The sequence below is a fragment of the Pseudorhodoplanes sp. genome (assembly GCF_059499825.1).
In genome coordinates this window covers 199,034-223,553 of record NZ_JCABZI010000011.1, presented here as the reverse complement: position 1 = coordinate 223,553, position 24,520 = coordinate 199,034, and the positions used below count along the sequence as shown (strand labels likewise).

The 24,520-nt window shown below is 61.7% G+C and carries 23 protein-coding genes; 10 read left to right on the top strand and 13 right to left on the bottom strand.

Annotated features, from left to right (window positions below; translation table 11 throughout):
* Nucleotides 1–23 precede the first annotated feature (23 nt).
* A complete protein-coding gene (locus AC5I5I_RS17160) occupies nt 24–608 on the top strand; it encodes an HdeD family acid-resistance protein (RefSeq protein WP_495975134.1) in 585 nt (194 codons plus the stop codon).
* 45 nt (nt 609–653) lie between these two features.
* Here AC5I5I_RS17160 and AC5I5I_RS17155 read toward each other — a convergent pair whose 3' ends face one another.
* From AC5I5I_RS17155 to AC5I5I_RS17130, 6 genes are all read right to left on the bottom strand, one after another.
* The gene (locus AC5I5I_RS17155) at nt 654–1,553 is read right to left on the bottom strand and encodes an MBL fold metallo-hydrolase (RefSeq protein ID WP_495975133.1); all 900 of its coding nucleotides are present in this window, start codon (nt 1,551–1,553) and stop codon (nt 654–656) included.
* An 89-nt stretch (nt 1,554–1,642) separates the two neighbouring features.
* Nucleotides 1,643–2,503 (bottom strand): 3-mercaptopyruvate sulfurtransferase, encoded by an 861-nt coding sequence (sseA, locus tag AC5I5I_RS17150; protein ID WP_495975132.1) that lies wholly within the window; start codon nt 2,501–2,503, stop codon nt 1,643–1,645.
* Nucleotides 2,504–2,511: 8 nt separating this feature from the next.
* Nucleotides 2,512–3,546 (bottom strand): cysteine synthase A, encoded by a 1,035-nt coding sequence (locus tag AC5I5I_RS17145; protein WP_495975131.1) that lies wholly within the window; start codon nt 3,544–3,546, stop codon nt 2,512–2,514.
* A gap of 131 nt (nt 3,547–3,677) precedes the next feature.
* A complete protein-coding gene (locus tag AC5I5I_RS17140) occupies nt 3,678–4,907 on the bottom strand; it encodes a class I SAM-dependent methyltransferase (RefSeq protein WP_495975130.1) in 1,230 nt (409 codons plus the stop codon).
* A 17-nt stretch (nt 4,908–4,924) separates the two neighbouring features.
* Nucleotides 4,925–5,752 carry a DUF1365 domain-containing protein gene (locus AC5I5I_RS17135; RefSeq protein WP_495975129.1) on the bottom strand — a complete coding sequence of 276 codons (828 nt, stop codon included), beginning with the start codon at nt 5,750–5,752 and terminating at the stop codon, nt 4,925–4,927.
* Nucleotides 5,749–7,062: an NAD(P)/FAD-dependent oxidoreductase gene (locus AC5I5I_RS17130; RefSeq protein ID WP_495758409.1), complete on the bottom strand. Its 1,314-nt coding sequence runs from the start codon at nt 7,060–7,062 to the stop codon at nt 5,749–5,751. The genes AC5I5I_RS17135 and AC5I5I_RS17130 overlap by 4 nt, the downstream gene beginning before the upstream one ends.
* A 288-nt stretch (nt 7,063–7,350) precedes the next feature.
* On the opposite strand from AC5I5I_RS17130, the gene AC5I5I_RS17125 reads away from it, so the two are divergent.
* From AC5I5I_RS17125 to AC5I5I_RS17110, 4 genes are all read left to right on the top strand, one after another.
* Nucleotides 7,351–8,529, top strand: coding sequence for a GGDEF domain-containing protein (locus AC5I5I_RS17125; RefSeq protein WP_495975128.1), 1,179 nt, complete (start codon nt 7,351–7,353; stop codon nt 8,527–8,529).
* A gap of 81 nt (nt 8,530–8,610) precedes the next feature.
* Entirely contained in the window at nt 8,611–10,473 is a 1,863-nt protein-coding gene (locus AC5I5I_RS17120; RefSeq protein ID WP_495975127.1) for a feruloyl-CoA synthase, read from the top strand.
* A gap of 92 nt (nt 10,474–10,565) precedes the next feature.
* Nucleotides 10,566–11,540, top strand: coding sequence for a Bug family tripartite tricarboxylate transporter substrate binding protein (locus tag AC5I5I_RS17115; RefSeq protein WP_495975126.1), 975 nt, complete (start codon nt 10,566–10,568; stop codon nt 11,538–11,540).
* 177 nt (nt 11,541–11,717) lie between these two features.
* Nucleotides 11,718–12,608, top strand: coding sequence for a fumarylacetoacetate hydrolase family protein (locus AC5I5I_RS17110; protein ID WP_495975125.1), 891 nt, complete (start codon nt 11,718–11,720; stop codon nt 12,606–12,608).
* Nucleotides 12,609–12,638: 30 nt separating this feature from the next.
* On the opposite strand, the gene AC5I5I_RS17105 is transcribed toward AC5I5I_RS17110, so the two are convergent.
* The 7 genes from AC5I5I_RS17105 to AC5I5I_RS17075 all read right to left on the bottom strand — a co-directional run bounded on the left by AC5I5I_RS17105 (nt 12,639) and on the right by AC5I5I_RS17075 (nt 17,830).
* A complete protein-coding gene (locus AC5I5I_RS17105) occupies nt 12,639–13,268 on the bottom strand; it encodes a YceI family protein (RefSeq protein ID WP_495765206.1) in 630 nt (209 codons plus the stop codon).
* 28 nt (nt 13,269–13,296) lie between these two features.
* Nucleotides 13,297–13,854 carry a cytochrome b gene (locus tag AC5I5I_RS17100; RefSeq protein ID WP_495765205.1) on the bottom strand — a complete coding sequence of 186 codons (558 nt, stop codon included), beginning with the start codon at nt 13,852–13,854 and terminating at the stop codon, nt 13,297–13,299.
* Nucleotides 13,855–13,888: 34 nt separating this feature from the next.
* A complete protein-coding gene (locus AC5I5I_RS17095) occupies nt 13,889–14,515 on the bottom strand; it encodes a YceI family protein (protein WP_495765204.1) in 627 nt (208 codons plus the stop codon).
* A gap of 103 nt (nt 14,516–14,618) precedes the next feature.
* On the bottom strand, nt 14,619–15,086 hold the full coding sequence (locus tag AC5I5I_RS17090; RefSeq protein WP_495975124.1) for a DoxX family protein: 468 nt from the start codon (nt 15,084–15,086) through the stop codon (nt 14,619–14,621).
* A 225-nt stretch (nt 15,087–15,311) separates the two neighbouring features.
* Complete coding sequence (locus AC5I5I_RS17085; protein WP_495975123.1) at nt 15,312–16,337, bottom strand: TRAP transporter substrate-binding protein; 1,026 nt, start codon at nt 16,335–16,337, stop codon at nt 15,312–15,314.
* A gap of 120 nt (nt 16,338–16,457) precedes the next feature.
* Nucleotides 16,458–17,363: an NAD(P)-dependent oxidoreductase gene (locus AC5I5I_RS17080; RefSeq protein ID WP_495975122.1), complete on the bottom strand. Its 906-nt coding sequence runs from the start codon at nt 17,361–17,363 to the stop codon at nt 16,458–16,460.
* A gap of 17 nt (nt 17,364–17,380) precedes the next feature.
* Nucleotides 17,381–17,830 carry a carboxymuconolactone decarboxylase family protein gene (locus AC5I5I_RS17075; protein ID WP_495975121.1) on the bottom strand — a complete coding sequence of 150 codons (450 nt, stop codon included), beginning with the start codon at nt 17,828–17,830 and terminating at the stop codon, nt 17,381–17,383.
* A gap of 240 nt (nt 17,831–18,070) precedes the next feature.
* Between AC5I5I_RS17075 and AC5I5I_RS17070 the strand changes: the two genes are divergently transcribed.
* From AC5I5I_RS17070 to AC5I5I_RS17050, 5 genes are all read left to right on the top strand, one after another.
* The gene (locus AC5I5I_RS17070; protein WP_495975120.1) at nt 18,071–19,222 is read left to right on the top strand and encodes a mandelate racemase/muconate lactonizing enzyme family protein; all 1,152 of its coding nucleotides are present in this window, start codon (nt 18,071–18,073) and stop codon (nt 19,220–19,222) included.
* A gap of 296 nt (nt 19,223–19,518) precedes the next feature.
* Nucleotides 19,519–19,893, top strand: a complete 375-nt coding sequence (locus tag AC5I5I_RS17065) for a hypothetical protein (RefSeq protein ID WP_495975119.1) — start codon at nt 19,519–19,521, stop codon at nt 19,891–19,893.
* Between the two features lie 913 nt (nt 19,894–20,806).
* The gene (locus AC5I5I_RS17060; RefSeq protein ID WP_495975118.1) at nt 20,807–21,541 is read left to right on the top strand and encodes a hypothetical protein; all 735 of its coding nucleotides are present in this window, start codon (nt 20,807–20,809) and stop codon (nt 21,539–21,541) included.
* Nucleotides 21,542–22,036: 495 nt separating this feature from the next.
* Nucleotides 22,037–23,074: a DNA-methyltransferase gene (locus tag AC5I5I_RS17055; protein ID WP_495975117.1), complete on the top strand. Its 1,038-nt coding sequence runs from the start codon at nt 22,037–22,039 to the stop codon at nt 23,072–23,074.
* A gap of 48 nt (nt 23,075–23,122) precedes the next feature.
* Entirely contained in the window at nt 23,123–24,514 is a 1,392-nt protein-coding gene (locus AC5I5I_RS17050) for an endonuclease NucS domain-containing protein (protein WP_495975116.1), read from the top strand.
* Nucleotides 24,515–24,520: the final 6 nt, after the last annotated feature.

Below are 24,520 nucleotides of genomic sequence, written 5' to 3'. Positions count from 1 at the left end.
GCCGGCTTTTGGGGAGACATGAGATGAGCACACAGGCTCAGCCCGGCCCGCTTGCGGGTCCCGCGATGTTGCAGGCTCTGGCGGATCACTGGTGGGTGCTGCTGCTGCGCGGCGCCGCCGCCCTGATTTTCGGATTTCTGACCTTCCTGTGGCCGGGTATCACCCTGCTAACGCTAACGCTGTTCTGGGGTGCGTTCGCGCTGGTCGACGGCGTGCTGGCTCTGTGGACCGCGTTTTTCGGCAAGGGCGGCACGGTCGCGCCGCGCTGGTGGCTGGCGATCGTAGGCGTCGCCGGCATTGCCGCAGGCATCCTCGCCTTCGCGTGGCCGGTCAAGACCGCGTTCATCCTGCTGCTGTTCATCGCCTGCTGGGCGATCGTGGCCGGCATCATGGAGATCTGGGGCGCGATCAAGCTGCGCAAGGAGATCGAGGGCGAATGGCTGCTCGGGCTCGGCGGGCTCTTGACGGTGATTTTCGGCGTGATCCTGATTGCACGCCCGGCGGTCGGTGCGCTCGCTGTCGCCTGGATCATCGGCTGGTTCGCGATGCTGCTTGGCGTCACCTGGATCGCGCTGGCCTTCCGGCTGAGGAAGCACAAGTCGGCCTGACCGGTCCGTCGTTTTGCTCGCCGGCGTCGAGCCGGCGGGCCATCGTCAGAACGCGTTCAGCGGTATCTTCAGATAGCTGCGGTCGTTGTCTTCCGGCTCCGGCAATTGTCCGCCCCGCAAATTGACCTGCAGGGCGGCGAGCATCAATTCGGGCAATGGCAGCGTTTTGTCGCGCGCCTCGCGCAGCTTGATGTAGGACGCCCGGTCGCGTCCGCTGCCGACATGGGTATTGTGCGCCTTCTGCTGCGCGACGGTCGATTGCCATTGCGCCGCCCGGCCGTCCGGCTTGTAGTCGTGACCGGTAAACAGCCGCGTGTCGTCCGGAAGCACGAGAATCCGCTGGATCGAATCGTAAAGCGCAGCCGCGCTGCCGCCGGGGAAGTCGGCACGCGCCGTGCCGGAATCGGGCTGAAACAGCGTGTCGTGAATGAAAGCCGCATCGCCGATGACGTAGGTGACCGACGCAAGCGTATGTCCCGCGCACAGCATCACGCGCGCATCCAGCGAACCCACCTTGAAGGTATCGCCGTCCTTGAACAGGCGGTCCCAATATTGTGTGGTGTAAGGCGGCAGGTTGTAGATCGTCTGCCAGAGCTTCTGGATGTCGGCGACCTTTTCGCCGATGGCCATCGGCGCGCCGAGCTTGTCCTTCATGTAGGCTGCGGCCGACAGATGATCCGCATGCGGATGGGTATCGAGGATCCAGTCGATGGTGAGCTTGCGCGATGCGATCGTGTCCAGCATCCGGTCGGCGGATGTCGTCGACACGCGTCCTGCACGGAGATCGAAATCGAGAACCGGATCGATGACGGCGCCATGCCCGGTTGCAGGATCCACGACGAGATACGCAATGCTACCGGTCTTCTCATGGTAGAAGCCAGTCACTTCGGGTGACACGGCATGCATCGCTGCCGGCTTTGGCGGTGAGGACGTATTCATGGTCATGCAGGCGTCTATCACGCGAAAGCGCGCTTCGCCAACCGCCGGCTGGTGCGATGCAAAAAAGCTGGCGGGCCTGCGCGACGACGAAAAACCTAAGCCTTCGTCTCGATCGGCAGATCGCCGCGCGAGGCCCATTCGGTCCACGAGCCGTCGTAAAGCGCCTTCGGCTCCTTGCCGAGCGCGTCCAGCGCGAACCAAAGGACCGCCGCGGTGACGCCCGAACCGCAGCTTGTCACCACCGGCTTGTCGAGATTGACGCCGGCCGCCTCGAATTTCTCCCTGATCTTCTCCGGGGCAATCAGCCGGCCGTCTTCGAGCAGCGTGTCATATGGCAGGTTGAGCGCCCCCGGCATATGGCCGGATTTCAGACCCGGCCGCGGCTCGGGCGCGGTACCGGCAAAACGTCCGGCGCTGCGCGCGTCGACCACTTGAATGTCGGGATGGGCGAGCGCTTTCTTCACGTCGTCGACGTCGGCGACGGCGCCGCGATTGAAGCGCGAGGTGAAATGACGCGGCGTGCGTCTCACTTCGCCGAAATCAAGTGCACGGCCTTCGGTCTTCCATTTCGGCAGGCCGCCATCGAGGATGTAGACGTCGCGCACTCCGAAGGTGCGAAAGGTCCACCAGACGCGTGGCGCCGAAAACAGGCCGATTCCGTCATAGACGACGATGGTAATGCCATCGCCGATTCCCATGCTGCGCATCGCCGACGAAAACGCCTCCGGCGACGGCAACATATGCGGCAGGTCGCTGGAATGGTCCGAGATCGCGTCGATGTCGAAATAGACCGCGCCCGGGATGTGGCCGGAGAGATATTCCTCGCGGGCATTGCGCTTCATCGCCGGCAAGTAATACGAGCCATCCACTACGACAATATCGGGCGCATCGAGATGGTCCTGCAGCCATTGTGTGCTGACGAGCGCGCTGCTCGCGGGCTTTGCTTCGGCGGTCATTGTCTCACTCACACAAATGGCGGCTTGATATTGCTCGTCTGCGTCAGCCAGGCTGGCACCGGCAGGTTCTTCGAGCGCAGGAAGTCCGGGTTGAACAATTTGGACTGGTAGCGCGTGCCGTAATCGCACAGCACGGTGACGATGGTCGCGCCCTTGCCGAGATCCTTGGCCAGACGGATTGCGCCGGCGATATTGATGCCGGACGATCCGCCGAGGCACAGCCCTTCGAGTTCGAGGATGTCGAATACCAGCGGGATCGCTTCCTCATCCGGGATCAGATAGGGGTGATCGACCTTGATGTCCTCGATGATCGGTGTGATGCGGGCGAGGCCGATCCCTTCGGTGATCGAGCCGCCTTCGGTCACGGTCGGCTTGCCGTCCTTGAAGAGGTGATACATCGCGGCGCCGCGTGGATCGGCGACGCCGATCGCGATGTCCGGCTTCTGCTCGCGCAAATAGGTCGAGACCCCGGCCAGCGTGCCGCCGGTGCCGACCGAGCAGATGAAGCCATCGATCTTGCCCGCGGTATCGCGCCAGATTTCCGGGCCGGTCGAAACGTAATGCGCCTTGCGGTTATCGAGATTGTTCCACTGGTCGGCGAACAACACGCCGTTCTTCTCGGTCTTGCGCAGTTCCTCGGCGAGCCTGCGCCCGACATGCTGGTAGTTGTTGGGATTGGCATAGGGCAGGGCGGGCACCTCGACCAGTTCGGCGCCGCACAGCCGCAGCATATCCTTCTTTTCCTGGCTCTGCGTTTCCGGGATCACGATCAGCGTGCGATAGCCGCGCGCGTTCGCGACCAGAGCCAACCCGATGCCGGTATTGCCCGCGGTACTTTCCACCACCAGGCCGCCGGGCTTGAGATCGCCCCGCTTCTCGGCTTCCAGGATCATCTGCCGGCCGGCGCGATCCTTGACCGACTGGCCAGGATTCATGAACTCGGCCTTGCCGAGGATCGTGCAGCCGGTGAGTTCGGATGCGTTCTTGAGCTTGATCAGGGGCGTGTTGCCGATCGCGTCGACCACGCCGTCTTTGACGTTCATGTTTGAAAACCCGGCACCAATTGTTGGGCCGAACCTATCGGGGCTGGCCCGATGTCACAAGCGGGCAGGCGGAGGGCTCGGTTGCTCGGGGCACATGGGCCAAGCCGGACGGGGAAACATGTTCTCCCGCATTACTGCCCGCGAGTAAAAACCATCTGCCGGACATCGATATTGCGGGACAGGAACCCGGCCTCGCAATAGGCGAGATAATACTCCCAGAGCCTGCGGAACCGCTCGTCGAATCCGAGCGGGGTGATCTGCGGCCAGGCGGCGCGGAAGCGCTCACGCCATTCCGCAAGCGTGCGCGCGTAATCCTCGCCGAAAATGCGCTCGGTCCGGAAAGGCACGCCGAATCGCTCGCCGAGCGATTTCAGGGTCGACGGTGTCGGCAACATGCCGCCGGGAAAGACATAGCGGCGAATGAAGTCGATCTCGCGCTTGTAATTGTCGAAGAAGCGCTCCTGGATCGTGATGGTTTGAATGCCGGCGGCGCCGCCTGGTTTCAGGCGGTCGCGCAACTGGGCGAAATAGGCCGGCCAGAATTGCTCGCCGACCGCCTCCAGCATTTCGATCGAGGCGATCCGGTCGTAGCGTCCGCGCTCGTCGCGATAATCCTGCAACTTGATGTCGACCTTTTCGGCGAGGCCCGCCTCGAATACGCGGCGGCGCGCGAAGTCGTATTGCTCGCGGCTGATGGTCAGACCGACCACGCGCGCGTCGTAGGTCTTGGCGGCGAATTCGGCGAAGCCGCCCCAGCCGCAGCCGATCTCGAGCACGCTTTGATCGCGTTTCAGGTCGATCGACTGCGCCAGGCTCTGGTATTTGCGCAATTGCCCGGCGGCGAGGTCGTTGCTGCCGGCGTCGAACAGCGCCGACGAATACGTCATGCTCGGGTCGAGCCAGGCCGAATAGAAGTCATTGCCGAGATCGTAATGCGCGTGGATATTCTTGCGTGCCTGCCGCTTGGTGTTGCGGTTGAGCCAGTGACCGAGAACCTGCAGCCAGCGCACGATTGCGTTGCCGCCGAGCACCCGCTCCATCATCTCGCGGTTGATGCAGAAGAGATAGAGGAAGCCGGTGAGGTCCGGGGTTTCCCATTCGCCGCGCAGATAGGATTCGGCCACGCCGATATCGCCGGAGCGCAGCGTTCGCCAGGCGAAGCGATAGTCTTTCACGATCATGCTGGCGGAGGGGCCCGATTGCGGCCCGCGGAAGATCAGCGTCCGGCCGTTCGGGAGCGTGACCTCAAGCGTTCCGCAGCGGATGTTTTCCGCAAGTGCGAAGGCGAGCCTCGCGGTTCCCGGCAGGCCTGCCAATGCAGCCTTTCTCGTGTCCGGGGTTACGAGGATCGAAGCAGACATCGGTTCGGTTCCTGGTCTTATCCCGCGCCATCGGAGACCGTGTGAACCTGACTGGTGGGAGGAGGGTCGGAGCCATGCTGCGGACGGGGAACCAGACGCGCCCCCTTTAGCCACAGCCGCGCGGCCTCGTAATGAATGCCCCCAATCACCTTCAGCGTCACGAACGGCAGTGACCAGAATGCAGCAAGCAGGTGGGGGCTCGTCAAGGGGTGTCTGCGACCATGGAATGTCGCAGCCAGCAGCGGGCCTTCGGCGTCGGTCTCCAGAATGCGGAACTTCAACTCATCGCCCGGCGGAGTCAGGCGGAAATGGTACCGCATCTGCATCCCGATAAACGGAGAGACGTAGAACCGCTTGTTGCGAGCCTGCCGGATGCCGCCGGCGCTGACCTCATCCGGAAGCACCGGGCAGACGTAGCTGTGATGCTCACCGAAAGTGTTGCGGACCTCGTAGACCAGAAGCGCGAGTGTTCCGTCGGCGCGATAGCCGTAATAGACCGACAGCGGATTGAATGCGTAGCCAAGCAGACGCGGATAGCACAGCAGCTGGATGCGTCCGTCCGACAGGTCGACACCGGCATGGGCTGCAAGCGCACGCACGTAAGCCGCGAGAGGAGAGCCGTCACGCGGGCCGTGATCGCGCTCATGGAAGCTGTAGAATGCGCGCCGATTAACCCCGAAAAGACGCGATTGCCGGTCGGCCTCGCCGAGGCGGTCAAGGTCTATCAACAGATTGAGCACGCGATAGACGAAACGATGCGACATCGGCTTCAGCCGCGCATGCATGACGTCGCCGCGGTAGAGAAAGGCCGCAGAGTCCGTTTGCTGCGGCCGTGTCTCGCTCACTCGGCTGCCTCCGCAAAGACCGGATTGACGCCGCGCCAGGGAACGCTGCCGCCGAGCCGTTCTGCGATGTCGAGGCCCGAACGCAAGCCGTCTTCATGAAAGCCGTAGCCGGTCCATGCGCCGCAGAACCATATCCGATCCGCGCCCTGGATGTCGTCGAGCCGGGCCTGGGCGGCAAAGGCCGCCGCATCGAATTGCGGATGGTCGCAGGCAAACCGGCTGAAGGTCAGGGCGGGGTCCGGTTCGAATGGCGGATTCAGGCTGACGAACAGCGGTTTACTGGCGTCGATATGTTGCAGCGCATTCATCCAGTAAGTCACAGCCACGTCGCCATCGGCTTCGCCGCGCCCGTTCCCGCGCAGGAAATTCCACGCCCCCCAGGCTCGCCTGCGTTTCGGCATCAGGCGGGTGTCGCGGTGCAGATAGACAGCATTCGACCGGTACCGAATGGCGCCCAGCACGACGCGCTCGTCTTCGCTCGGGTTGCGCAGCATGGCGAGCGCCTGGTCGGAATGGGCAGCGATGATTACCTGATCGTAGTTGTCGCTGTGGCCGAGGCTGTCGGTTACGACAACGCCTGTCGGCGTCCGTTCGATCCCGGTCACCGCGGCCCCCAGCCGGATCCGGTCTCGAAAAGGGCGGGTCAGCGCCTCCACGTAGCGCCGGCTGCCGCCGCGGACGGTGCGCCAGACTGGCCGGTCATCATGCAGCAGCCGATGGTTGTTGAAGAAGGCGACAAAGTTCTCGGCCGGAAAGTCCATCATCTGCCGGGCCGGCGTCGACCAGATCGCAGCACCCATCGGCACGAGATAGTCCCGCAGTAGACGCAGTGAATAACCGCGCATCCGGACATATTCGCCAAGCGTCAAACCGGCCAGACGGCCGGCTTCGCGGTCGAGGAGGCATTGGCGGTTGAAGCGCGTGACGTCCCGCAGCATGGTCCAGTAGGGGAGCGACAGCAGGTTTTTGCGTTGGGCGAAAACCCCGTTCAGGACCTCGCCCAGCCGGCGTCCACCTCCCAGCCATTCAAGCTGTCCGCCATTGGCCGACACCGCGAAACTCATGTCGGTCGGCAGGGTCTCGACCCCGAAATGGCCAAACAGGGCCGTCAAATCTGGGTAGTTCAATTCGTTATAGACGATAAATCCGGTATCCACCGCGATTGGGGTGCCGTGATAGTCGATATCGACCGTATGGCTGTGTCCGCCGGGCCTGAGCTCGCGCTCATAGACCGTGAGGTGGTGTCGGCCCGCCAGGGCATATGCGGCTGCGTTTCCCGCAATGCCCGTCCCCACCACCGCAATCCGCATTACCAGCCCCGTCCTCACCCAATCATAACGACATACGGCTCGAATGGCATCCGGTTTCAGCGCGGCGCAACAATTGCGGAAAATGCTCTCGATGCCGGAAAGGATGTCGAAACCATCCCGCCTGCGTTGCACCATTCCCGGGCCGGACTTCACCACTTCTTTGACGAGTCCAGATATTACAGCTCGGCGGAGCGGGCCCGTGCAGACGCCGTCGCCCGTCCTCTCGGTACCTAGGCAATGAACCTCGACGTCAACACGCTGTTTCTTGTCACGATCTATGTCGAGGCGATGCTCGGCCTGTTGCTGCTGTTCGCCTGGGTCCAGAATTCGGCAATCACGGCGGTCGCATGGTGGGGCTCGGCGCATTTGTTGCGTGCCGCGTCGGTCGTGCTGTTCGGTATGTACGAATCGGCTCCCGACTGGATCACCATCGATCTGTCGAACGCGATTCTGCTGACGTCATTTGCCGCGACTTGGACCGGCGCGCGCATCTTCGACGGTCGTTCGCCAAGCTATATCGGGCTGTTCGGCGGCGCCTTGATTTGGCTTGCCGTCTGCCGCATCCCGGCGGTTTCGCAGTCGATGGAAGCGCGGGTCCTGATCTCGTCCTTCATCGTCACCAGCTATACGTGGGCGGCGGCCTATGAGTTCTGGCGCGGTCGCAGCGAGCCACTGGTGTCGCGCTGGCCCGCAATATTCATGCTGTTCGCGCACGGATCGCTGTTTTTGCTGCGAACGCCACTGTCCACCATGATGCCATGGATTCCGGACACGCAGGTGTTCGAAAGCGTTTGGCTGACGGTCCTGAGCTTCGAGGCGCTGTTGTTCACGATTGCCATCGCATTCATCCTGCTTGCCATGGCCAAGGAGCGCACCGAGCTGCTGCACAAGACGGCGGCGCTGGTCGATCCGTTGACCGGAATTCCGAATCGCCGCGCCTTTCTCGAAGGCGCCGAAGCCATGTCGCAGCGGATCGACGCCGATCCGCGGCCGGCGGCTGTGCTCCTCGCTGATCTCGATCACTTCAAGACGATCAACGATTCGTACGGGCACGCGCTGGGTGACCGGGTTCTGCGGCTCTTTGCCGAAACCGCAGGTGCGAAGATTTCGCCCGCCGATCTCCTCGGCCGTTTGGGTGGCGAAGAATTCGCAATCGCGCTCTACGACGTCGATCGCGTGCGTGCGAAGGAGGTCGCGGAAACAATCCGCCGATCGTTCGCGGAGGCCGCATCCGAGGTCGACGGCCATCCGGTTCGCGCGACCTGCAGCATCGGCATCGCGGTCAGCGAGAAGGGGCCGCTCGAGATGTCCGAACTTCTCGCGCAGGCGGACGAAGCGCTCTATTCCGCCAAGGAACGCGGTCGCAACCGTTGCGAAATCGCCTCTACCGAACTCGTCCTGCGTCTCGATGCGTCGACTCCGTCGCTGCGCATCCGCGACATCCACACGAAGTCGGCTGCCGCCTGATCTGCCGGTTTTCGGGTTGGCGCGCGTTGACACCGACGGCCGGCGACATGCATTATAGTGCATGTCGTCTGGGAGGACGCCGTGAATTCGACGATGTCAAAGTCGGTGCAAGCCGCCGGCAAGCCGCCATTTCGTTCTATCAACTTCGCCGAGCCGACGGTTTTGCGCGAGAGCCTGGCCGACGGTTCGACCGTCCTGCGGGCGGCGCAGCCGCTTCGCGCATATGAGCCGAACCTGGCGCGCCTGTTCCGCCGGGCGGTCGAAACCCACCCGGACAGACTGCTCATGGCCGAGCGGGACTCTGCTGGGGCTTGGGCCGGCGTCACCTATGCGCAAGCGCGCCGCAAGGCCGACGCCATCGCACAGGCGCTGATCGATCGCGGTCTCAATGCCGAGCGGCCGGTCATGGCGCTATCGGGCAATGCGGTCGAGCACGGCATTCTGACATTGGCTTGCTACACGGCGGGGATTCCGATTGCGCCGATCTCGGTGGCCTATTCGCTGCAGAGTCAGGATCACGCCAAGCTGAAATACATCAATGAATTGCTGACGCCGGGACTGGTCTATGTCAACGACACCGCACCCTTTGCGAAAGCTTTGGCGCATGTCACCGCGCCGATCCTTGCCGGAAAGAACGGCGCCAACCTGCCGAACGTCACGCTGTTTGCGGGCCTGGAAAAAACCGTGCCCGGTCCTGCGGTCGAGCAGGCGGTCGCCGCGATCCGCCCGGACACGATCGCGAAATTCCTTTTCACCTCGGGCTCGACCAGCCTGCCAAAGGGGGTGATCAACACTCATGGCATGCTGACCGCGAACCAGCAGCAATCGGTGCAAACCTGGCCGTTCATCGAAGACGCGCCGATGGTGTTGATCGATTGGCTGCCCTGGAATCACACCTTCGGCAGCAATTACAATTTCAATCTGATCCTGCAGCAGGCCGGTACGCTCTATATCGATGGCGGCAAGCCGGTGCCGGCGCTGGTCGGGCAGACGGTCGAGAATCTGCGCGACATTGCGCCGACCATCTATTTCAACGTGCCGGCCGGGTATGGCGCGCTGCTGCCATTTCTCGAGAGCGATGACGCACTGGCGCGGCATTTCTTTTCGCGCGTACGTCTGTTGTTCTACGCCGGCGCGTCGCTGCCGCAGGACATGTGGGACCGGCTCGAGGCACTTGCGATCCGCATCACCGGCACCCGCATTCCGATGACGTCGGCCTGGGGAACGACCGAAACATCGCCGCTCGCGACATCGGCTCACACGCTGCTCGAGAAGGCCGGCAATGTCGGCGTGCCCGTTCCGGGTGTCGATGTGAAGCTCGTACCCGTCGGCAGCAAGCTTGAGATCCGGGTGCGCGGCCCGAACATCACGCCCGGCTATTGGCGCAGGCCCGACCTCACGAAGGCGATGTTCGACGACGAAGGCTATTATCTGCCCGGAGACGCGGTGCGTTTCGCTGACCCGGAGAACCCGAACCAGGGGCTGATCTTCGACGGCCGCACCGCCGAGGATTTCAAGCTGACCAACGGCACATGGGTCGCGGTCGGCGCGTTGCGTGTTGGAGCGATCGCCGCCGCCACACCGGTTTTGCAGGACGCGATCGTGTGCGGGGAGGGGCGCGACCGGGTCGGCCTCGTCGCCTGGCTAAATGCCGCGGGCTGCAGGCAGGTCACCGGTGAGGACGGCGACCTGGCATTCTATGCAAAACACCCGAAGGTGCACGACCATCTGCGCAAGGCATTCGCGCAATGGAACACGGTCAATACCGGTGCGACCATGCGCGTCGCCCGCGTCCTGCTGCTTCCCGACATGCCCTCGATCGACAGAAATGAAATCACCGACAAGGGCTACATCAATCAGCGCGTCGCGCTGGAATGCCGCAATGCGGACGTGCAACGTCTTTTTGACGGGAGTTCGCACCAGGATGTGGTCGTGATCGGCTGATTTCCATACTGTGAAACAGCGTGGTTGAGCGAAGAATTGCGGCGGCACGCCGCGTGCTCTATCAATCGAACAACAACAAAACAGGGAGGATGATGATGTTGCACCGGCACACGCTTGGGATTGCCACAGCTCTTGCCATATTCGCGTCGCCGTTTGCCGCGCAGGCGCAGGATTATCCGGCGCGTCCGGTGAAAATCGTCGTGCCCTTCGGCGCCGGCGGACCGGCCGACGTCTACGCTCGTGTTCTTGCGCAGCACCTCGGTGAAGCGCTGAAGCAGCCTTTTGTTGTCGAGAATCGTCCCGGCGCGGGTTCGATTATCGGAACCGACGCGGTCGCTAAGTCGGATCCCGACGGTTACACGCTGCTCCTGATGTCAAATACCCATACGGTCAACGAGACGCTGACACCCAACAAGCCGTTCAAGTTGATGGACGACTTCGTCGCGGTGGCGCCGATAAACTATTCAGACCTGATGATGGTGATTCACCCTTCGGTCCAGGCCAAGGATGTGAAGGAGTTTATTGCGCTGGCGAAATCGAAGCCGGGCGGACTCAATTATGCATCGTCAGGGCCGGGGACGCCGTATCACATGGCCGGAGAATTGTTCAAGGCGATGAGCGGAACCGACATCGTGCATGTGCCGCATAAAGCTTCGGGAGAGGCCCGGAACAGCGTTCTCGGTGGCCACGTGCAGATGATGTTCGACGCGGTGACGACGATGTCCACTAATGCCAAGGCCGGTCAGGTCAAGGCACTCGCGACCACCGGAGAGAAGCGCTCCGAACTCACCCCCGACGTGCCGACCGTGTCGGAATCTGGCGTGCCGGGTTACGAGGCGACCATCTGGCTTGGCGTGATGGCGCCGGCCAAGACCCCGCAGGCGGTTGTCGACAAGCTGAATGCCGAGATCAGCAAGATCGTCAATCGCCCGGATGTGCGCGCGAACTGGGGCAAGCAGGGCGCGGTACCGATGACCATGTCGGTGAAGGAATTCGATGCCTATCTGCGCAAGGACATCGACAAATGGGCCGATGTCGTGAAGAAAACCGGCGCCAAGGCCAACTGAGCGCGCCGTTGATCTGACCAGGGCTGCCGGGGGCGAAGCTCCGTCAAACGAATATCACCTGTGTCATGGCCGGGCTTGTCCCGGCCATCGACGTCTTTTAGTGCTGTCCGTTCTTCAGGCGTGGGTTTGCGGCAAACGCGGGCATCACGAGGGCAGGATTGGCGCGGAGAGCGGGAAATGCGGTATTGCAGGTTCGACAATGATCGGCTCGGCATCGTGCGGGGCGATCAGGTTCACGACGTCACCTCAATCCTCGACAAGCTCCCGGCGGTGCGCTGGCCCCTGCCGGCCTATGATCCGCTGGTTGCGGCGCTACCAGCGTTGCGCGGCGAGATGGAAGCGGCTGCCGACCGCGTCGCCGGCGTGCCGATCGCCTCGGTCAAGCTCTTGAACCCGGTGCCCAATCCCTCGAAGGTCATCGGCGCACCGGTCAATTATCACGCCCATATCGACGAGGCGAATGCCGACGCCCAGATCAACTTCGGCAAGACCATCAAGACCATCGACCATTACGGCGTGTTCCTGAAATCGAACTCGTCGCTGTCGGGTCCATCCGAGCCGGTGCCGGTGGTGGAGAAGGACCGACGGACCGACCACGAGGTCGAACTCGCCGCCATCATCGGTGAGACCTGCTTCGACGTGCCGGAAGAGGGTGCGCTGAAATATATCGCCGGCTACGCGATCGGGCTCGACATGACGATCCGCGGTCCGGAAGAGCGGTCCCTGCGCAAGTCGCTCGACCGCTTTTCGGTGGTCGGGCCATATTTCGTGACTGCCGATGAGATTCCCGATCCGGAAAATCTCGATCTCGAAATCCTCGTCAACGGCCAGGTCCGGCAGAAATCGAATACCTCGCGGCTGATCTTCAGCGTCGCGAAACTGATTTCGTATTGCTCGAATTTCTACACGCTCTATCCCGGCGACATCATCATGACGGGCACGCCCGAAGGCGTCGGCCCGGTTCAGGCCGGCGACGTGATGCATGCGAAGATCGAGAAGGTCGGCGAGATGACGGTCGCGATCACGCGGCGGACGCAGGCGTTGCCGCCGCCCGCGCCAGCCTCGTAATTCTTCAACCGGCCTTCGCGCGGCCGGCGGTTATTTCTTCCGCCGAGCCAGCACGTCGATATTGAGCTCGACGTCGTCGCCGACGATCTTGGTGTCGCGCCATTCGTCGCGGCCGACGCCGAACTTGGTGCGGCTGATGGTCAGCGCGCCGGTCATGCGCGCAACCAGTTGACCCGGATCGGCCGGGTCCGGACCGATTTCGAGTTTGAAAGGCAGCACGACGTCTGCGGTGACGTCGCGAATCGTCAGCTTGGCTGCCGCTTCATACTCGCCTTTGCCGCCGGCCTCCTGGCCCTTTGCGCGAAACGCCGTGGTCACGAAGCGCACTGTCGGGAAGCGTGCGACATCGAACCATTTCGGCTGTTTGAGCTCCTTGTCGATGTCCGGATTTCCGGCATCGGCGCTTGCCGCATCGACGGTCACCTCGACGGCGCTGCCCGCAAGATCGCCGGGATCGAAAGTGACCTTGGCGGTAAAGCTTTTGAAGCGCCCCTTGCTGGGCACGCCCATCTGACGGCCGGTAAAGCCGATGCTGCTCTTGGCCGGATCAACGGTCCATTCGGGTGCATCGGCCGCCGCAGGCTTGGCATCGGCAAGCAGCATGAGGCCCGCGATGAACGCTGCCGCGCCGCAGATAAACCGCCTCGCAATGTCCGTCATTGTCCGTCCCTTAAAGTTCCCGGCTCGGTTACCGCAAGCGCGTTGACCAAGGCAGCATGCGCCGCAGTACATCGTCACGCAGAACAAGGTGATGATAAAGCGCGGCCAGCGCATGGATGGTCACCAGCACAAGCAACGCCACCGCCAGAGACAGATGCACGACTTTCATCGTCTCGCCGAGCGCCCGGTCGACGCCGAACGGGCTCGGGATGTGGATGAGGCCGAGATACACCACCGGCAGGTTGAGCGCAGAGCTCATGATCCATCCGGTAATCGGCATGACGATCAGGATCGCGTAGAGCGCGGCATGCGACAGCCCGGCGAGGCGTTGCTGCCATGGCGGCGTGTCCGGCGACTGCTGCGGCACCGGATTGGCGAGGCGCCATCCAAGCCGCAGCAGCACCACCAGGAAGATCGTTACGCCCACCCATTTGTGCCACGAATAGAATTCGAGCTTCCGCGGGCTGAAGGGCATATTGACCATACTGATCGCGAGCGTGAACGATCCAACCAGAAGCAGCAGCGTCAGCCAGTGCAGCGTCCTGGCTACGAGGCCGAACCGCTCCGCAGTGTTGCGTATCAGCATGATCGAAACGCGCGGGCCTGACGTTGCAATATTTTCAGGTCGGGTCGTTCGGGCGCTTGGATTCGAGTTGGATCACGAATTCGACTTCCTCGCCGATCCAGGGAATGAAAGCCTTCATGCCGAAGTCGGTCCGCTTCAGCTTGCCCTTCGCGGTGAAGCCGTCGATCGTGTATTTTTTCGACAGATGCAGACCGCTCTTGTTGTACGTCACGTCCATGGTGACCGGATGGGTGACGCCATGCATGGTCAGGTTGCCGGTCATCTTGCCGGTGTTCTCGCCGGTCTTCTCGATCTTGGTGCTCTCGAAGGTGATCGTCCGGTGCTTCCAGACGTCGAGTTCGGCCTCGGAGCGGATCCAGTTGTCGCGATAGGCATGGTTTGAGTCGATGCTCGCGGCTTCGATCTCGACATTGATCTTGCTGTTGGCCGGATCCTTGCGGTCGAAGGTCATCTCGGCCTTGTTGATCTGCCGGAACTGACCCATCACCGACGAGAAGCCGCCGTGCGAAATCGACCAGGTGACGGCGACATGTTCGAGGTCGACGTCGACCTTCTGCGGCTCCGCCGAAGCGGGCGCTGCGATTAGCAGTCCAAGACCAAGCGCCGCCGCCATGAACGTAGCGGCCTTCGATGGCACGCGCCGGAAACTACCGAACAACATTGTTGAAATCCTCCCGTGTCGGCCGGCTCTGCACCGATCCGATCTGATTTTGTTTGGAGCGAGGCCGGCACGGCTCATGCGTTCGGCCGTGCCGGCTTTAAAGTCAGATTTCCTTCTTCATCCTGGCGTCGACGGAGTAGGGGCCGCCGCCACGGATCACCAGCATCAGGGCCACCGCTGCAAACAGCAATGGATATTCGTTGCCGCGCGACGTCCAGAAGAAGCCACCGACGCCGAGATGGAACCGGGCGGCTTCCAGCATGAAGATCAGCACCAGCAGAGCAACCGGCCGCGTAAACAGACCAATGATCAGCAGAATGCCGCCGCCGAATTCCAGGAGCGCGATCATCCAGCCCCATAGATCGGCCATCGGATAGCCGACCTTGCGCAGGGTGCCGATGAATCCGGCCATGCCCGGACCGCCAAATGCGCCGAACAGTTTCTGCATGCCGTGCGGGATGAGGAGCGCGCCGGCTGCGATGCGGACAATCAGATAAGCCCATTCCTCCATGCCGGAATAGACCCTCGAAAGGGCGGGAACATAATGCTGAGATGGTTGTCTGGTGGCCATGATGTGTCTCCCCGTCGTGAGGCGCGAATTGTAAGCGGCCCGATTCGGCACCGGCTCCCCGCGCGTGAACGCGCGCCTCTGCGCGGGGCGCGACTTAAGTCTAAAATGAGGAGTTGTTTTCGCCTAGCGCGCGTTTGAGATTTCGACCGGAATTCAATGCGCTGGCAGGAGCTGACACCCGCGGAGGTTGGGCCGGCGCGGACAGACACCGCGCCGGCCGGCACCTCAATAGAGCGCGTTGCGCTTCTTCAGCTCGTCCTGCAGGTCCTTGTAGATCGCATCGGGATCGCCGCCGGCCTTCTTGACCTGCGCTTCCCATTCCTTCTTCAGCGGCTCGGCCGCCTTGCGCCATTCGGCCAGCTGAGCCGGGGTAATGGTGTAGACCTCCTTGCCCGCTTGCGCCTTGATCTTGTCGCGGCCGGCGGATTCCATCGTCGCCCAGGGCGTCGCGATCTTCTCGGCCCATTCCGGCGTGCAGTGATCGTCGATGACCTTGCGTTGCGCCGGCGACAGCGAATTGTACTTGTCCTTGTTCATCACGAAGGTCTGTTCGGTGACATAGAGCTGCGCGTCGAGGTGATATTTCGTCACCTTGTCGATGCCGAACAGCACGATCGATCCCCAGGGGAAGGTGATGCCTTCGGCCACGCCCTTCTCGAGGAGGTCCCGCGATTCCGGTGCCGAAGCCGGCACATTGGTGCCGCCAAGGAGCGAGACGAAGCGGCTGATGGTGGCGTTGGCGGGACGGATCTTCATGCCCTTCACGTCACCGGGCACCGTCACCTTCTTGTTGGTGGTGTGGAAAGTCGCCGGATCATGCGCGAAGGTGATGCAGTACTTGACGTCCTTCATCTCCTTGTCCGCGTATTTGCGGTACCACGCATCGAGCGCGGCGGAACCTTCCTTCGAATTGGCGAAGATGAAGGGAAGTTCCGACAAGCCCATGATCGGGAAACGGCCCGGCTCATAGCCCGGATTCACATGCGCGAAATCGGCGATGCCGTCCCGCGCCATGTTGTAGTGGTCGAACGCCTTGCCGAGCTGCTGCGCCGGAAAGATCTTCATGGTGATGGTGCCGTTCGACGCCTGCTTGATCGACTCGGCCCAGGCTTCCACCGCCGGGTGCATCGGATGGCCCGGCGGCACCCAATGGCTGAAACGCAGTTCGACCGGCTTGTCCTGCGCCAGCGCAGGGCCGGCAAGGGCGGCGGCGAGCAGGCTCGCTGCCAGGGGAATGGCAATGCGTTTCATCGATAGTCCTCCCATAGTCGCCTGTTGGCGGCGATCCGAAGGGACAAGCTATCGTCGGCGCCGGTTTCACGCCAGCGCCGACATTGCCGCGTCCTGCGGATCGAGCTTGGGGCCAGCCCGTTACTCGGCGGCGGAAGGCAGCGCCCGTTTCTCCCAATGCACGGCCGCACGGGTGTGATCCTGCTCGCCGCCCAACGCGTCGCGGGCGTCTGCCCACAAATCGCGGGTGAGCCGTCCGACCGGTGCATCGACCCCGATCTGCTCGGCAAGGTCAGCTGCGATCTTCACGTCCTTGGCGAGCAGGCCGAGGGCGAAGCCGGTCCCGAAGGTCCCGCTCAGCAGGTGCTGTTTGATCAGCATCTCCGAGGCGAAGCTGCGTCCGGTCGAGACATTGACCACGTCGGCAATGACCTCGGGGTCCAACCCGAATTTGCGGCCGACCGTGACCGCTTCCGCGGCCGCGGCGAAGCTGGTCGCGGCGAGGAAATTGTTGAGGCACTTCATCGCGTGCCCGCAGCCGAGACTGCCGACTTCGAACAGCTTTGAGCCCATGCAGGCGAGCACCGGCTGCACCGCCGCGACCGACGCCGCATCGCCGCCGATCATGATCGCAAGCGAGCCATCCCGGGCGCGCGGCACGCCGCCGGAAACCGGCGCGTCCACGAGCTTCAGATTACGGGCGGCGAGATCCTTGCCGAGCGTGCGGGTGCCGACTGGGTCAGCCGAACTCATGTCGATGACGATCGCGCCGGGCTTCATGTTCGCGGCCAGCGCGCCGTCCTGCATGCTGAACAGGGCCTCGCGCACCTCCTTGCCGGTCGGCAGCATGGTGACGATCGCATCGCAGGCCTTGCCGAGTTCGGCGAGTTGATCCGTGGCGCGCGCTCCGTGTTCCTGCGCCCATTTCTTTGCGCGTGCCGGATCGAGGTCGAACGCCACCACCTCGAAGCCGCCGCGCTTTACGTTGGCGGCCATCGGCGCGCCCATATTGCCGATGCCGATGAATCCGACTGTCTTGATATCCATTGCTGTGCTCATACCGGTTACGCGAGACCCATTTGCTTCAGCTTTTCTTCCGCTGCACGGAAGCCTTCGACGCCGCGCGGAACGCCGGCATAGACCATGGCGTGCAGCAGGATTTCCTGAATCTCGTCCTTGCTGACGCCATTGGCGATGGCGCCCTCGATATGCACCTTCAGTTCATTGGGCCGCGCCATCGCGACCAGCATTGCGAGCGTGATCATCGAGCGGGCCTTCCGCGACAGCTTCGGGCGCGTCCAGGTCTGTCCGAAGCAATAGGTGGTCACGACCTCCTGCAGCGGCCAGATGAAGTCACCGGCGGCATTGATCTGTCCTTCCGCGCCGTCATGGCCCCACATCGCGCGGCGGACATCGAGGCCGCGGGCGAAGTCCGGATTCTTCGACGCACGCTTCGCCCGGGTCTTCTTGCCGTCGGGTTTCTTCGCGGATTTGGTTTTCTTTGCCTTGGCCATCTGAAAATCTGTCCTCCCTCGCATGCTTTGTGTTGATACATCAGACGTCGCACGATCATGTCGCGTTTGGCCGATCCGCGATAGAGCGTTCGGCGCGCGTCGTCATGCGTTGCGGCAAATTGCCGGTAGAACGTGGATCGCTTATAGGCAAGGTCGAAACGACAAATCGCGCGATGCCCATCGCCCACTGAAAGCGTGGGAGCTGAGGTGTTGGCCCCGTCCCAAAGCAACTGGAACCTCATGAAGATCGTTCGCGTCACCGCTACCCCACTCAATGTTCCGCTCCATGTCACGGTGATGGGGCTCGACAAGAAGACATCGCTGGCGGCCTGTTACGTCGAGGTCGAGACCGATACCGGCATCGTCGGCCATGGCCTGACATCGATCACCGAGGAAGACGTGGTGGCGCAGGTGGTCAACGGCGTCATGGCGCCGAACCTGATCGGTGACGATCCGCTGCTGACCGAACGGATCTGGGAAAAGATGTACTGGACGACGATGCCGCGTGGCCAGACCGGTTATGCGGCCCATGCGCTCGCGGCGGTCGATCTCGCGCTCTGGGACATCAAGGGCAAGGCCCTCAATCTCCCGGTCTGGAAGCTGCTGGGCGGCGCACGGGCGCGCGTGCCGGTTTATGCGACTTTCGGCTTCGGCTTTTTCGATCGCGAGCAGCTTGCCGCGGCGGCGAAGAAATGGGTCGCCGACGGCTTCCACAGGCTGAAGATGACGGTCGCGAGCGAAGCGCTCAAGCACAAGGACGAGCGCCCGGTCATGGACGCGATCCGCGAGGATGCGAAACGCGTGCAGGCGGTCCGAGAGGCGGTCGGCCCCGACGTCGAAATTTTCATCGACGCCAATTGCAATCTCGATCTCTACCACGCGACCAAGCTGGTGGAGATGATCCGGCCCTGCAACATTTCCTTCTTCGAGGAGCCGCTCACCCAGAACGACGTCCCCGGCATGGCCCAGCTTCGCCGCAATACTGGCGTCGCACTGGCCTGCGGGCAGAACGAGGGTCTGCTCTATCGTTTCCGCGACCTGCTGGCCGCACAGGCGATCGATTACGCGCAGCCCAATGTCTGCATCACCGGCGGCTTCACCCAATGCGTCAAGATCGCGGGGCTTGCCGCGTCATACAACGTATCGGTCGCGAATGGCGGCGCCTGGTCCTATCACAACATGCATCTGCAGGCCGGCGTCGCCAACGGCTCGCTGGTCGAGCATCACTATCTCGCGGTCGAACTCTACAAGACGCTGTTCACCGGCCTGATCATGCCGGCCGATGGCTGGCTTGCGCTACCGGACAAGCCGGGCCTCGGCTTCGAGCCGAACAATGACGCCATTCGCGAGATTGCGAAGCTCCCGCTCTCTGCGGGGCGCGCCAAGGGCTGAGTGAAGAACGCCGCCTCGCGGTTACGGCCGCGTGCCGCGCGAGGTGTAGTCGCCCCAGAGGAGGGTGGCGGCGAAGATCACGAAGGCCAGAACGATCAGGCTGACAACAAGCAGATTGGCCATGGGCATCTCACGTCTCCTTCCCTGAGTTGGTCGGGAGACGGTGTCACCGGGGCAGGCGAGGGGCTTTGCGATAGCTCAAATCGTCTCGCTTGCGGCCGCGGATTGCGATTAACGCGCCCTTAAGAATTTCGGTCGCAATTTCCGAATCAGTTCTTTTTTCGCGGGGGATCACGATGGCGGTCTACAGCCTGAACTCTTCAGACGAAGCGTGCCCGATTCCGGAAGGCCTGTTCGGCCAGTTGTTCCGCTCGCACCCGCAGGGGTTGCCCGAGCTGGTAGCGAGCATCCCCTCGCAGACGCGGGCGATGCTGGCGCTGTTCTGTTACCGCCGCGCGCATCTGCATCCGCTCAGCCTCGCCATTGCCTCGACCTGCAGCGAGACCGATCTGATCGAAGCCGGCGGTCGGCCTGGCGCTGCGTTGTACGAATTGTCCCGTCAGCCCGAAGCGCCAGCGGCGACGCACAACGAAAATGGCCGGCGCAAGATCTCGCTGGCAAAGGGCCCGCTCTGGCAACCCGCGCCGCTCGAAGACGATTTCGAAGACTGAGCGGCCGCGCGGCATCTGCTGAATTTTTTGCGCTCCAAGCAGCCCTCTTCCAGGGCACCTTGGAGCGATCCCGCTGGTCGAAATCCCGGGAACGCTAATTGCGCGGCCGGTGATCCTGCTATCCGACGTGCTGAAGCTCGGGTCCGATGCGGCCCTCTGCACGCGCCCGATTTCCCTTATTCAAGTCCACGCCATTGGCCGCGAACCGCAACCGCGCGGTGGACAATCTCGGCCGGCTCCAGTCGGGCGGCGATTGCGATGTGAGGACGGCGGTCCGCTCAGGCGAGCATGAAAAGCGCCAGCAGCGTGAGGATCACGGCGGCATTGCGGACGAAGAAGGCGGCGGTCACCAGGGCGGGAAAGGCGGTCGCGTCGCGAAGTGTCTGAGTGGTCATTTGTTCTATCTCCCCCGTTTCGACGGGTACGAGTCCCATATGGGGCCCGTCGGAGGATCGGGCAGGGGCTTTCCGGTCGGCCTCACGCGGATGTGTTGCGCTGCGGCATCGGCCGCTGACCGAAACGGCGCGGCTCTGTGATCCTGTTTATTTTGCTGGTTCTTTTGCGGCTGCCGTCGCGGCATCGCGGTCCTTCGGACGCACGATTTGCGGTTCGGTCAGCGGTTAGCGTTCGTCGCCTGCCGCTCAGCGGCGATGTGCTCAGTTCGCAACCCATCGAACGCCCAGAACGGCCGGGTCGCCTCATGCAATACGGATTGTGGAATTTGGCTCCCCGGGCCGGAATATTAGTTCATTGAATTTGCTACGCAAAATCGCATTTTCGGCGGCCAGCCCCCGGCGCTACCCCAGTCGCGGCGCGCATGTTTTCACCCGGTCCAGGGTCTTACCCTCCACTTGCTGCGTGCGTGCCATCCGCTGCTACAATCCGTCGTTGTGCTGATTCTCGGGGGGAGGGCATGGCCAAGGCGATCAGCAGACGCCCGCGACGTTTGAAGCGGGAGGCATTGGTCTTTGCCCACCTTGAGCGGGTGTCTAAAGACCTTCTGGTCAAGCACCCTGACGTGGTGCGCCAATTCATCGGTCGCAACACGGGCATCTATGCCCTCTACCGTCGTGGAAAACTTTACTACGTGGGGTTGGCGACAGCTCTTCGGCACCGGTTGACGGCCCACGGCAAGAATCAACACGGGAAGCAGTGGGATCAATTTTCGATCTATCTGACCATTAAGGATCAGCACCTCAGAGAGATTGAAGCTCTGCTGCTGCGAATCGCGAAGCCGCCCGGAGCGAAGCAGACGGGAAAGCTGGCCCAGTCTCGGGATATGCGGCGGCAGATCAGCCGAGCGATTCGTCAAAAGCAATTCAAGGAGGTCTCGTCGCTGTTTGGACGTGGTGTTCAAGAAGACGCTGTAACGAAGGTTACCCGGGGCGATCCACAGCTCGTTCGGTTTTTCCCGTCCGGCGCACGACTTCGCGGATACCACAAGGGAAAGGCCTTCAGCGCTCGCGCTAGGCGCGATGGACAGGTTCGCTTCGACGGCAAAGTTTATTCCTCCCTCACTCTGGCGGCTAAAGCTGCGGTCAAGCGACCCATCAATGGATGGTGGTTCTGGCACGTTGAACGGGGGAAGGGGAATTGGATACGCTTGACCAAAATGCGGAAGGCGGGGACGCCGCTGCTCCTCCGCTAGCGGCGCCGTGAAGCTGCTCCTGAATGGCGCGGAGCCTTGCTCGCCGGTTCTCCGGTGCGAATTTTCAATTCTTCAGCCGGCTACGTTGCGTCAAATCCCCGATCCGACATGAGGCGCCAGACGCCTCCCGAAACTCGTCATTCGCCGTTATTAGCCAAATGCGCGGCATATCGGCATTTCGGCTACGCGTTGCGCGTAGATTTGAGGGCAATCAATCAATTCCGTGACTGACGTCGTGATTTGAGGGGCTTAAAGGGGGGCAAGGATGGGGGAAGCGGCTGCTGACCCAAATAGCGCTGTCGCGAAAATAACACACAAGCCCGTCAAGGGCAGCGCGAGCCTATGACCAAAGGAGGCCCAAAACCACTTGGACTTGAGGCTCTGTAACGGTCCGCCGCAGTAAGGGGGATATAATTCTGTGACGAATCGGTGCCGCCGGTTGGTCTGCTCGTCCCTAGGCGCTAGGGTCCCGCAATAGCGCCGTAACGAGGTTTCATGGCAACCGCTAACCAAGAGGACAGCATTCCGGACGTGCCGAAGCTCAGCTTGAGCCCGGCCGATATCGTGGATCGCCTGTTTACCGGACATGCCGCCCGGGTGATGGAGTCTTTTCCGAAGGCGTCCGTTGATTTGATCGTGACCTCACCGCCTTACTGGACCGCGGTCGAATACGATCAGGGTGAAAACCCTTGGCCAACATATGAGGCCTACCTCGCGGACATGCAATCCGTGTGGAACGAATGTGCTCGCGTCTTGAGACCGAATGGCAAGCTCTGCATCAACGCGCCCATAATGCCAATACCAAAGGCCGTGATTGAACAGCACACGCGCCACCTCAAGAACATCGCATTCGACATGGAGGCGCGGATTCTCCGTGACACGGACCTTGAACGATACAGCCTCTTTGTCTGGCAAAAGCAGACATCTAAAATGATGTTCGGCAGCTATCCGCATCCGGGCAACATCATCGAAAACAACACTATCGAATTCATCAATGTTTATGTGAAGCCGGGCAAGCCGCCGAAATTTGACGCTGACACAAAGGAAGCCAATGAGCTGACTCGTACCGAGTGGCTCGACCTCGCGCAGCAGGTTTGGTTCATGTACCCGGAAGATGTGAAGCGCGACGGCGATCATCCGGCGCCGTTTCCTCAAAAGCTGCCGGCCAGACTGATGCGGCTCTACACTTACGGCGCAGTTGGCCGATTTCCCGGAGAAATCGTACTCGATCCTTTCGTTGGTACCGGTACAACCTGTGCCGTCGCAAAGACAATGGGCAGGCGCTACGTCGGGATCGACATCAATCCCGCATACATTAAGCTTGCGCAGGATCGAATCAGGAGTGCTGCGTCAACGGAACCACTTTTGCTTGTGGGACGGGCAAAGTATCCTGGGAAGGAAGAACTTGCGGAGATGGCCGCCGCTGACGCCGCTGGGTCCAACGGCAAAGATGCGGGCGAAAAGAAGCATAAACGCAAGACGTACGGGCGTAGGATTGAAATAAAAGCTGACGAGCAGCTCAAGCTCGTCTGATTTCGCCGGCGTGCTCTCGCCGGCCGAGCGGCCGGGGGGCCCGAGGGCATGGCGAAGGCTAAAAAGCTAGCACTCCCAAAACCGTGGAAATTTTTTGTCGCTAGGTACGGCGCTGATCGCGCGTATTGGTATGTGCCCAAGGGACTCGCTGCCAGCACAGACGCCCTAAAGGCCCGTCTAACTTTGCTGAAAGAGTTTGAGCACGGCAAGACTTGGAGAGAGTGCCAGCAGGCATACATCCAGCGTCTAAACGATGAAGGTATTTCTGACGCCGAGACCGACTGGGAAGACGGCGGAGCTCCGCTCGCAAGGATGCTTAAGCAGGTTTTCGTAATGCTCGGGCTTGCCTGGGTCGACACTGGCGATCACGTCGAAATCACTTCGGCCGGCGACAAGTTTCTTATCGACAGCGACCCGGATGGAGTGCTCTCAGACCAGATGTCGCGATATCAGTTTTCTAACCCCAGCGTTGCGTCCACCGCGCATCAAGCCATCAAGCTGCATCCTATCCCGTTTATCGGAGAGGTTCTTCGCAGTCTCAATGGCCACAGCTTTAGCGGTACGGAGTACTCGCTCTTTGTTTCCAGAGCAAAAACGTTTGCGGATGTGGATTTGATCGTTGACCAAATCGAGAGATTCCGTGAGCTGGAGCCAGAACTGCAAAACTTGGTGGTGGAGAGCTGCGACGCCTACAAGCTGCCGGGCATTCGACGGTCGAGTATGTACAACACTATCCGGCTTAATCGCTCGTACGCGTTAAGGATGTTTGCGCTTTCACGCCTTGTCGAGACAAACAACGCAAGTGGCCTTTCAATTCGAAAAGGCGCGCTCAAAGGCTATCGTGAATATCTCTCTCGGTATGGGCGCGACGGTGCGTACATAGAATTTGCTAACGAAAAGGATTGGGTTGCTTATTTTGGCGACACGAAAGCGTTGCCCACTGTTGACACAGCGCTGGAATATTACGTCAGCAAGGGCAATGTCGCCGCCGCCATCTCAACGAAGAAGAGGACCGCGACATCAGCCCGAGAGCTAGCTGAATTTCGGGTCATGATTGTCTCGGAGAAGCAGGTTGAGGATTATTTGGAACACCATCTCGATGTCGTTGGATCGAAGATCGGGCGGAATCTGAAGCTAGTCGACGGCGGCCGACAATACAGCACGACTGTTGGGCCCATAGATTTGCTGGCCATCGACAGCAAGACAGGCGACTACGTTGTCATTGAGTTGAAGAAGGGGCGTAGCGCAGACAAGGTATTCGGTCAGTGTTCACGCTATATGGGCTGGGTCCGTAAGAACCTCGCTACGGCCGGCGAAAAGGTGCATGGCGTTATTGTCGCACGAGAGATCGACGACAAGCTCAAGTCGGCACGCGACGCCCATGATACAAAGGTCGATCTAATCGAGTTCGAGATGAAGATTGGCGCCAAAGCGGTGTAGGAGACA

Bases quoted from the DNA above. Each gene is read 5' to 3' on its own strand.
- AC5I5I_RS17160 (WP_495975134.1), top strand. From the start codon at position 24: ATGAGCACACAGGCTCAGCCCGGCCCGCTTGCGGGTCCCGCGATGTTG.
- AC5I5I_RS17155 (WP_495975133.1), bottom strand. From the start codon at position 1,553: ATGACCATGAATACGTCCTCACCGCCAAAGCCGGCAGCGATGCATGCC.
- sseA (WP_495975132.1), bottom strand. From the start codon at position 2,503: ATGACCGCCGAAGCAAAGCCCGCGAGCAGCGCGCTCGTCAGCACACAA.
- AC5I5I_RS17145 (WP_495975131.1), bottom strand. From the start codon at position 3,546: ATGAACGTCAAAGACGGCGTGGTCGACGCGATCGGCAACACGCCCCTG.
- AC5I5I_RS17140 (WP_495975130.1), bottom strand. From the start codon at position 4,907: ATGTCTGCTTCGATCCTCGTAACCCCGGACACGAGAAAGGCTGCATTG.
- AC5I5I_RS17130 (WP_495758409.1), bottom strand. From the start codon at position 7,062: ATGCGGATTGCGGTGGTGGGGACGGGCATTGCGGGAAACGCAGCCGCA.
- AC5I5I_RS17125 (WP_495975128.1), top strand. From the start codon at position 7,351: ATGCTCGGCCTGTTGCTGCTGTTCGCCTGGGTCCAGAATTCGGCAATC.
- AC5I5I_RS17115 (WP_495975126.1), top strand. From the start codon at position 10,566: ATGATGTTGCACCGGCACACGCTTGGGATTGCCACAGCTCTTGCCATA.
- AC5I5I_RS17110 (WP_495975125.1), top strand. From the start codon at position 11,718: ATGCGGTATTGCAGGTTCGACAATGATCGGCTCGGCATCGTGCGGGGC.
- AC5I5I_RS17105 (WP_495765206.1), bottom strand. From the start codon at position 13,268: ATGACGGACATTGCGAGGCGGTTTATCTGCGGCGCGGCAGCGTTCATC.
- AC5I5I_RS17100 (WP_495765205.1), bottom strand. From the start codon at position 13,854: ATGCTGATACGCAACACTGCGGAGCGGTTCGGCCTCGTAGCCAGGACG.
- AC5I5I_RS17095 (WP_495765204.1), bottom strand. From the start codon at position 14,515: ATGTTGTTCGGTAGTTTCCGGCGCGTGCCATCGAAGGCCGCTACGTTC.
- AC5I5I_RS17090 (WP_495975124.1), bottom strand. From the start codon at position 15,086: ATGGCCACCAGACAACCATCTCAGCATTATGTTCCCGCCCTTTCGAGG.
- AC5I5I_RS17085 (WP_495975123.1), bottom strand. From the start codon at position 16,337: ATGAAACGCATTGCCATTCCCCTGGCAGCGAGCCTGCTCGCCGCCGCC.
- AC5I5I_RS17080 (WP_495975122.1), bottom strand. From the start codon at position 17,363: ATGGATATCAAGACAGTCGGATTCATCGGCATCGGCAATATGGGCGCG.
- AC5I5I_RS17075 (WP_495975121.1), bottom strand. From the start codon at position 17,830: ATGGCCAAGGCAAAGAAAACCAAATCCGCGAAGAAACCCGACGGCAAG.
- AC5I5I_RS17070 (WP_495975120.1), top strand. From the start codon at position 18,071: ATGAAGATCGTTCGCGTCACCGCTACCCCACTCAATGTTCCGCTCCAT.
- AC5I5I_RS17065 (WP_495975119.1), top strand. From the start codon at position 19,519: ATGGCGGTCTACAGCCTGAACTCTTCAGACGAAGCGTGCCCGATTCCG.
- AC5I5I_RS17060 (WP_495975118.1), top strand. From the start codon at position 20,807: ATGGCCAAGGCGATCAGCAGACGCCCGCGACGTTTGAAGCGGGAGGCA.
- AC5I5I_RS17055 (WP_495975117.1), top strand. From the start codon at position 22,037: ATGGCAACCGCTAACCAAGAGGACAGCATTCCGGACGTGCCGAAGCTC.
- AC5I5I_RS17050 (WP_495975116.1), top strand. From the start codon at position 23,123: ATGGCGAAGGCTAAAAAGCTAGCACTCCCAAAACCGTGGAAATTTTTT.